Genomic DNA, 6,129 nt, shown 5'->3' with positions numbered 1-6,129 from the left:
TGGAAACTTTGAGTGAAATTTACACAGATTGAGTGCTTTTTCGAGATCATTTTGAATGAGCTCCAGTACAAAATCATTCGAAGATGCGTGTGTGATTGTGATGAAAAAAATAAGCGCTAAAAACACTTTTTGCATGAGCGTTTAACCTTTTTAGGAGAGTTTTTGACTGCTGATGTTTAAGTGTTTAAAGATATATCCTTGCACAAAATCAACGCCTAATGCCTTTGCTACCGCAAAATCCTCTTCGCTCTCAACCCCTTCTAGGATGCTTTTTTTACCTTGCGCTTTTGCAAACGCTAAAAACCCTTTGAGGATCTCTTGATAATCGGCACACGCTCTGATTTTTAACAGCCATGTGCGATCAAATTTTAAAAACTGTGCGCGTTTCGTCAAATCAAAACAAAAAGGCTTTTGATCGTTGCCGATGTCATCTTGCGCGATGGGAATCCCACTTTTTTGAATCTCATCCAAACAGTAAGAGAGAAGTGAAACCTGCATATCTCCCGTATTTTCCGTAACCTCAATGCAGAGGTTTTGAATATCGCGAAAAAGCGTATGCCAATAACGAATCTTATCGCTATCGCTAAAATTATGCGGGTCAATGTTCACAAAAAGCATGCCCTCATGAGGACGATGGGCGAGTTGCATGATTTTAAGAGCCCTCTCCAAATGGAAGAAAAGTTCACTCTTTTCATGCGCAACCTCTAAGATCGGCGTGGGCGGAATCTGCTTGCCATTGATGACAAAACGAGCCAACGCTTCATAACCGAAAATATCGCCACTGCTCATATCGATGATGGGCTCATATTCGACCCAAAAATTCTGTTTTTCGATGATCTTGCAGATGTCATCGTAATTAAGAAGATGCTCATGCGAGAGGGTTGGAAGAGACATATCAAAACCTTTAGTAGCGAAACATAAGGTCATAATGCACGTTATGACCTTACATGTAAACGCTTATTTTTCTAACATACAACCGCCGTTTGGATTGTATTTTTTACAGAGTTCACAAAAAACGGAGCTCTCACTTCGCTTCGCGCAGATAAACTCTATCGCTTTGCGTTTGGCTTCATTTTTGAACTTATTCATCGCGTTGTGATTTAAAAAGTTGGTGAGCATGATCACCAATGTGACATCCTGAGGAATCTCTTTTTTAACCACTGAAGGGTTCCTTGCATCCCAATGCGTGACTTTCTCAAAAGAGAAATCTTGCAAAACAGACGTTATTGAATCGATTTTATCTCCACCTATGACAAGAACTGCTGACATAACTTCTCCTTTTTGATAATTGTTATTGAAATAATAGGTTAACTTAGCTTAAAACTACGTAAATTTGAGAGTAATTATCAATAACTATATGTAACCAATCTGTAATCTCACAATGCTAGTCTTACTCTAAAATTATCGTGTAAAAGGAACCCTTACTATGAAACGTTTTCTCTCTCTTCTTTTAGCTTCCACCCTTTGCTCAACCCTCGCGTTTGCCGACTTTAAATTAGACAGTCGCTATGAAGACAAAGACGGTGATATGGTGGCAGACACCCCATCCGATCCTGCCAAGCAGATCGACCCTCAAACGTTAATTTTTGCCTATACTCCAGTGGAAGACCCTGCTGTCTATGCCGATGTATGGGCCGATTTTTTAGTCCATATGGAAAAAGTAACGGGCAAAAAAGTTCAATTCTTCCCCGTCCAATCTAACGCCGCTCAAATCGAAGCGATGCGTGCAGGTCGTTTACATGTAGCAGGGTTTAACACTGGCTCAAACCCCATTGCGGTTGCATGTGCAGGCTTTAAACCCTTCACGATGATGGCAGGCAATGACAACTCTTATGGCTATGAGATGGAAATTATTACGTATCCAAACTCTGGCATTAAAAAAGTTGAGGATATTAAAGGTAAAAAACTTGCCTTCACTTCACAAACATCAAACTCTGGCTATAAAGCACCCTCAGCTATTTTAAAAGCAGAGTTTAAAATGGAAGCGGAGAAAGATTTTGAACCTGTCTTTTCAGGTAAACACGACAACTCCATCTTAGGTGTTGCCAACAAAGATTACCCAGCGGCTTCTATCGCAAACTCTGTTTTGGTGCGTATGTTAGAGCGTAATGTCGTGAAAAAAGAGCAGTTAGTGAGCATCTACAAATCCCAAACCTTCCCCACCACAGGATACGGTATGGCGTATAATCTCAAACCTGAACTTCAAGAAAAAATCAAAAAAGCCTTTTTTACCTATAATTGGGAAGGAAGCAAGCTTCTTAAAGAGTTTGCCAGTGCCAATCAAACCAAATTTATTCCTATTACTTTTAAAGAACACTGGGATGTGGTCCGTAAAATCGACGATGCCATGGGTGTTAGTTATACATGTAAGTAAGGATTTTTGTGCTTTCTCTTCAACAGCTTAGTAAACAGTATAAAAACAGTGAACTTGCCCTTGATAACGTTAGTTTTGACGTTCCCAGTGGGCAAGTTATTGGACTTATTGGTCCCTCAGGTGCAGGAAAATCAACATTGATTCGCTGCATCAATCGTCTGATTGAACCGACCCATGGCGCGATATACCTCGATGATGTTGAGCTTACACAGCTCTCAACATCGAAGCTTCGCAAGCAACGACGACGCATTGGAATGATTTTTCAAGAGTATGCACTTGTCGAAAGGCTCAGTGTTATGGAAAATGTTCTCTCAGGCACCTTAGGCTACGTCTCTTTTTGGCAATCTTTTTTTCGTAAATTTCCTGAACCCCTGCTTCAAAAAGCGTTTGGATACTTAGAGCGCGTGGGGTTACTTGAACATGCCAACAAACGAGCCGATCAACTCAGCGGCGGGCAAAAACAACGTGTGGGCATTGCACGCGCTTTGGCACAAGAACCATCCTTACTTCTCATTGATGAACCTACAGCGAGTTTAGATCCTAAAACCTCCAGACAAATCATGCGACTGATTAAAGAGATCTGCAAAGAGCGCAACCTTCCTGCGATTATCAACATTCACGATGTTGTTTTAGCCCAAACGTATGTGGATCGAATTATTGGATTAAAGGCAGGGAAAATCGTTTTTGATGGCTCCCCTAGCGCGCTTAACGCATCGGTTTTAACAACGATTTATGGAAAAGAGGAGTGGAATACCACCCCTGCATGCGAAGAAGAAGTTTCCATCGCTCCTGTACCAAACTTTCAAACAAAGTTAGAACTTGCCATATGAAAGCACACGTATGGAACAGGCCTCACTTTATGGTATCCAGTCCCATGTGGCGCTGGACGCTTTTAGTGCTCTTTTTACTCTACCTTGGCGTTGCTTTTTCAAGCATTGATCTTAATTTCCCTCGTATGTTAGACGGGTTAACACGTGGCTGGCGTTTTGTGGATGGCTTTTTAAATCCTAATTTTACCTCCCGATGGAGTGATATTCAAACAGGGATTATCGAGAGTCTGACCATGAGTGTCACGGCAACCCTTGTGGGCATTCTCTTTTCCATTCCTATTGGGATGGGCGCTGCTTCCAATATTTCAACAAAACCATTCTATTTTCTTTGTCGTTTTTTCATTACCATTTCGCGCTCCATGCAAGAGATCATTGTTGCCATTTTCTTAGTGGCACTGTTTGGTTTTGGCGCTTTTGCAGGTTTTTTAACCCTTACCTTTGCCACCATTGGGTTTCTAGGAAAACTGCTGGCTGAAGAGATCGAAAATATCGATAAAGCACCGCTTGAGGCACTTAAAGCAACGGGTGCATCTTGGTTACAAATGATTCATTACAGCATTGTTCCTCAAATCACGCCCCGTGTTGTTGGTTTATGGCTCTACCGATTTGATATTAACTTTAGAGAATCAGCGGTCATTGGAATCGTGGGAGCAGGAGGCATTGGAGCGACGCTTAATACCGCGATTGAGCGCTATGAATATGATTCTGCAGGGGCTATTTTGCTGATGATCATTTTCATCGTTTTTCTCTGCGAATACACCTCAGGATATGTACGCAAATGGCTCATTTAGAGACTTCCGCCAAAAAGGTTTGGCAACAACGCATGACGTTTAAGAGATGGATGGGATGGTTTTCCTGGCTTTTCATACTCTCTTTTTTTATGCTCTGCTGGCAGGCTATGACACAAAATACCTTATGGGTTTTTGTCTTAGATGCTCCAACGCAAGCAGCCGATCTGATTGATCGTATGTTTCCACCAAGATGGAGCTACATCACTGCTCTTTTAAAACCATTATGGGACACCCTCAATATTGCAACCTTGGGGACACTGTTTGGCATTATCTTGGCATTTCCCATCGCTTTTTTAGCCGCGCATAATACCACGCCATCACGCTTTTTTGTACGCCCCATAGCGCTGTTTATCATCGTCGCATCACGCTCCATCAACTCTTTGATCTGGGCACTTTTATTGGTCGCCATTTTTGGGCCGGGACTGTTTGCAGGCATTATCGCTATCGCGCTTCGCTCCGTTGGATTTGTAGCAAAACTTCTCTATGAAGCCATTGAAGAGGTCGATAAAACACCCATTAAAGCACTCACCTCCACCGGAGCAAGCGCTGTTCAGGTGATGGATTATGCTATTATTCCTCAAATTTTACCTACGTTTATAGGGGTTTCGCTCTTTCGATGGGATATTAATATTCGTGAGTCAACCATTTTAGGACTGGTAGGAGCAGGAGGCATTGGATTGGAGTTACAAGCATCGCTGAGTGTTTTAGCTTGGCCGCAAGTCATTTTAATTGTATTGCTCATCTTTATAACGGTGATTCTCTCCGAAGCCTTCTCCGCTAAAATCCGAAATGCCATTATATGAACTCTCTTCAAACGCACGCGGCATTTGCCCATTACGAAAAGATTCGCCATCGTCTTCCGCAAGCACACTTTCCAACCTCATCCACGCGCATTGATTCGCTTAACACTTTTTTGCACAGCGGTGATGGGTTTTTCCTCGATGCCTTTGGTATTTTAAATGTGGGTGCGCATGCCATTCCTTTGGCGAAAGAGCTGATTGCCACCTTAAGGAAACATCAAAAACCTTTTTTTATCGTCTCAAATTCGGCTTCCGTTCCTAAAGAGGTTTTGGTGAACTTCTTTCGTGAACTTGGGTTTGATTTTACGGCTTTGGAAATCATTACCAGTCGGGAAGTTTTGTGGCACCATCTGCTTCCAAACAGTGCCTCACAATGGGGTGTGATCGCCCAAAATACGACCCTGCTGGAACATCCTTTGCCATGCGTTGATCATGAAGATGAGCGCTTTTTACACAGCGATGCTTTTTTATTTTTAAGCACTACGACATGGGATGAAGCGTTACATGTAAAATGGAAAGCTTCTTTACATGTAAAGCCTAAAACCATTTGGATTGCCAATCCTGACATCACTGCACCACGCGGCAATCACTGTTTTTCCAAAGAACCTGGCTTTTATACGCTCAATGAAGAGGATCATCTTTTTGAGCAGATGCGCTTTATTGGAAAGCCTTTTGATGCTATTTTTCAATACGCCATCCAAAGGGCACACGATGAATGGCAGATCAGCAAAGAGCGTATTGTGATGATGGGCGACACATTGCACACCGATATTTTAGGTGCGTGTGCCGCAGGATTGCAAACCCTGCTTGTCGAAGAGTATGGTTTTTTTGCTGGGCTTGATCCTACCCCTTTTATAGAGCAAAGTGGCATCACTCCGCAGTTTCGTTTAAAAAATTATCAGACACTTTTTAACCACTAGTTTACATTCTTTCGCTAAAATTAGCTCTATTTTCCACACGAAAGGCTTTGGATGGAGTATGCAAAATCGCTGGGCTATTTTCTTCTCGCAGGCGTGTTTGAAATTGGCGGCGGTTATCTCATCTGGCTTTGGCTTAGAGAGGGAAAAGGTCTCTCTTATGCGCTGATGGGTGCTGTCATTTTGGTGCTTTATGGCGTCATTCCAACCCTACAACCTGCCAACTTTGGGCGTGTTTATGCCGCTTATGGCGGTGTGTTTATCGCCCTTTCGTTGCTCTGGGGCTGGAAAATTGACGGCATTGTGCCCGATACCTATGACCTCATCGGCGGAGCGATTGCGCTTGTGGGGGTTGGCATTATTATGTACGCACCACGATAAGGCAACGGTGTTCTGTTTACCTGTTTTACATGTAAG

General features: G+C 42.7%; 8 protein-coding genes. 6 read left to right on the top strand and 2 right to left on the bottom strand.

The genetic code is table 11. The features are described 5' to 3' along the window. Positions 1 to 150 precede the first annotated feature (150 nt). Together JU57_RS12945 and JU57_RS12940 are read right to left on the bottom strand one after the other, a co-directional pair. On the bottom strand, positions 151 to 894 hold the full coding sequence (locus tag JU57_RS12945) for an EAL domain-containing protein (protein ID WP_037961957.1): 744 nt from the start codon (positions 892 to 894) through the stop codon (positions 151 to 153). 63 nt (positions 895 to 957) lie between these two features. Beyond that, entirely contained in the window at positions 958 to 1,269 is a 312-nt protein-coding gene (locus tag JU57_RS12940) for a DUF2325 domain-containing protein (protein ID WP_037961956.1), read from the bottom strand. Between the two features lie 157 nt (positions 1,270 to 1,426). Here JU57_RS12940 and phnD point away from each other — a divergent pair, with 157 nt between their 5' ends. From phnD to JU57_RS12910, 6 genes are read left to right on the top strand one after another with little or no spacing between them, the layout of a single operon-like run. Further along, positions 1,427 to 2,374, top strand: coding sequence for a phosphate/phosphite/phosphonate ABC transporter substrate-binding protein (gene phnD / locus JU57_RS12935; protein ID WP_037961955.1), 948 nt, complete (start codon positions 1,427 to 1,429; stop codon positions 2,372 to 2,374). An 8-nt stretch (positions 2,375 to 2,382) separates the two neighbouring features. Then, a complete protein-coding gene (gene phnC, locus JU57_RS12930) occupies positions 2,383 to 3,204 on the top strand; it encodes a phosphonate ABC transporter ATP-binding protein (protein WP_037961954.1) in 822 nt (273 codons plus the stop codon). A gap of 44 nt (positions 3,205 to 3,248) precedes the next feature. Beyond that, positions 3,249 to 3,995 carry a phosphonate ABC transporter, permease protein PhnE gene (gene phnE, locus JU57_RS12925; protein ID WP_294877436.1) on the top strand — a complete coding sequence of 249 codons (747 nt, stop codon included), beginning with the start codon at positions 3,249 to 3,251 and terminating at the stop codon, positions 3,993 to 3,995. After that, a complete protein-coding gene (phnE, locus tag JU57_RS12920; protein WP_037961945.1) occupies positions 3,983 to 4,798 on the top strand; it encodes a phosphonate ABC transporter, permease protein PhnE in 816 nt (271 codons plus the stop codon). The genes phnE (JU57_RS12925) and phnE (JU57_RS12920) overlap by 13 nt, the downstream gene beginning before the upstream one ends. Next, positions 4,795 to 5,715: an HAD hydrolase-like protein gene (locus JU57_RS13855; RefSeq protein WP_051906895.1), complete on the top strand. Its 921-nt coding sequence runs from the start codon at positions 4,795 to 4,797 to the stop codon at positions 5,713 to 5,715. Before phnE (JU57_RS12920) ends, JU57_RS13855 begins: the two co-directional genes overlap by 4 nt. A 51-nt stretch (positions 5,716 to 5,766) precedes the next feature. Further along, the gene (locus JU57_RS12910) at positions 5,767 to 6,093 is read left to right on the top strand and encodes a YnfA family protein (protein ID WP_037961944.1); all 327 of its coding nucleotides are present in this window, start codon (positions 5,767 to 5,769) and stop codon (positions 6,091 to 6,093) included. Positions 6,094 to 6,129 lie beyond the last annotated feature (36 nt).

The sequence above is a fragment of the Sulfurospirillum sp. SCADC genome, from assembly GCF_000743525.1.
Classification (GTDB): Bacteria; Campylobacterota; Campylobacteria; order Campylobacterales; family Sulfurospirillaceae; genus Sulfurospirillum.
The sequence above is the reverse complement of the archived record's forward strand: the minus strand, read 5'-3'. Positions and strand labels throughout refer to the sequence as shown.

What these genes read in the sequence shown, in the direction of transcription:
- JU57_RS12945 (WP_037961957.1), bottom strand. Translation starts at nt 894, where the DNA reads ATGTCTCTTCCAACCCTCTCGCATGAGCATCTTCTTAATTACGATGAC.
- JU57_RS12940 (WP_037961956.1), bottom strand. Translation starts at nt 1,269, where the DNA reads ATGTCAGCAGTTCTTGTCATAGGTGGAGATAAAATCGATTCAATAACG.
- phnD (WP_037961955.1), top strand. Translation starts at nt 1,427, where the DNA reads ATGAAACGTTTTCTCTCTCTTCTTTTAGCTTCCACCCTTTGCTCAACC.
- phnE (WP_294877436.1), top strand. Translation starts at nt 3,249, where the DNA reads ATGTGGCGCTGGACGCTTTTAGTGCTCTTTTTACTCTACCTTGGCGTT.
- phnE (WP_037961945.1), top strand. Translation starts at nt 3,983, where the DNA reads ATGGCTCATTTAGAGACTTCCGCCAAAAAGGTTTGGCAACAACGCATG.
- JU57_RS13855 (WP_051906895.1), top strand. Translation starts at nt 4,795, where the DNA reads ATGAACTCTCTTCAAACGCACGCGGCATTTGCCCATTACGAAAAGATT.
- JU57_RS12910 (WP_037961944.1), top strand. Translation starts at nt 5,767, where the DNA reads ATGGAGTATGCAAAATCGCTGGGCTATTTTCTTCTCGCAGGCGTGTTT.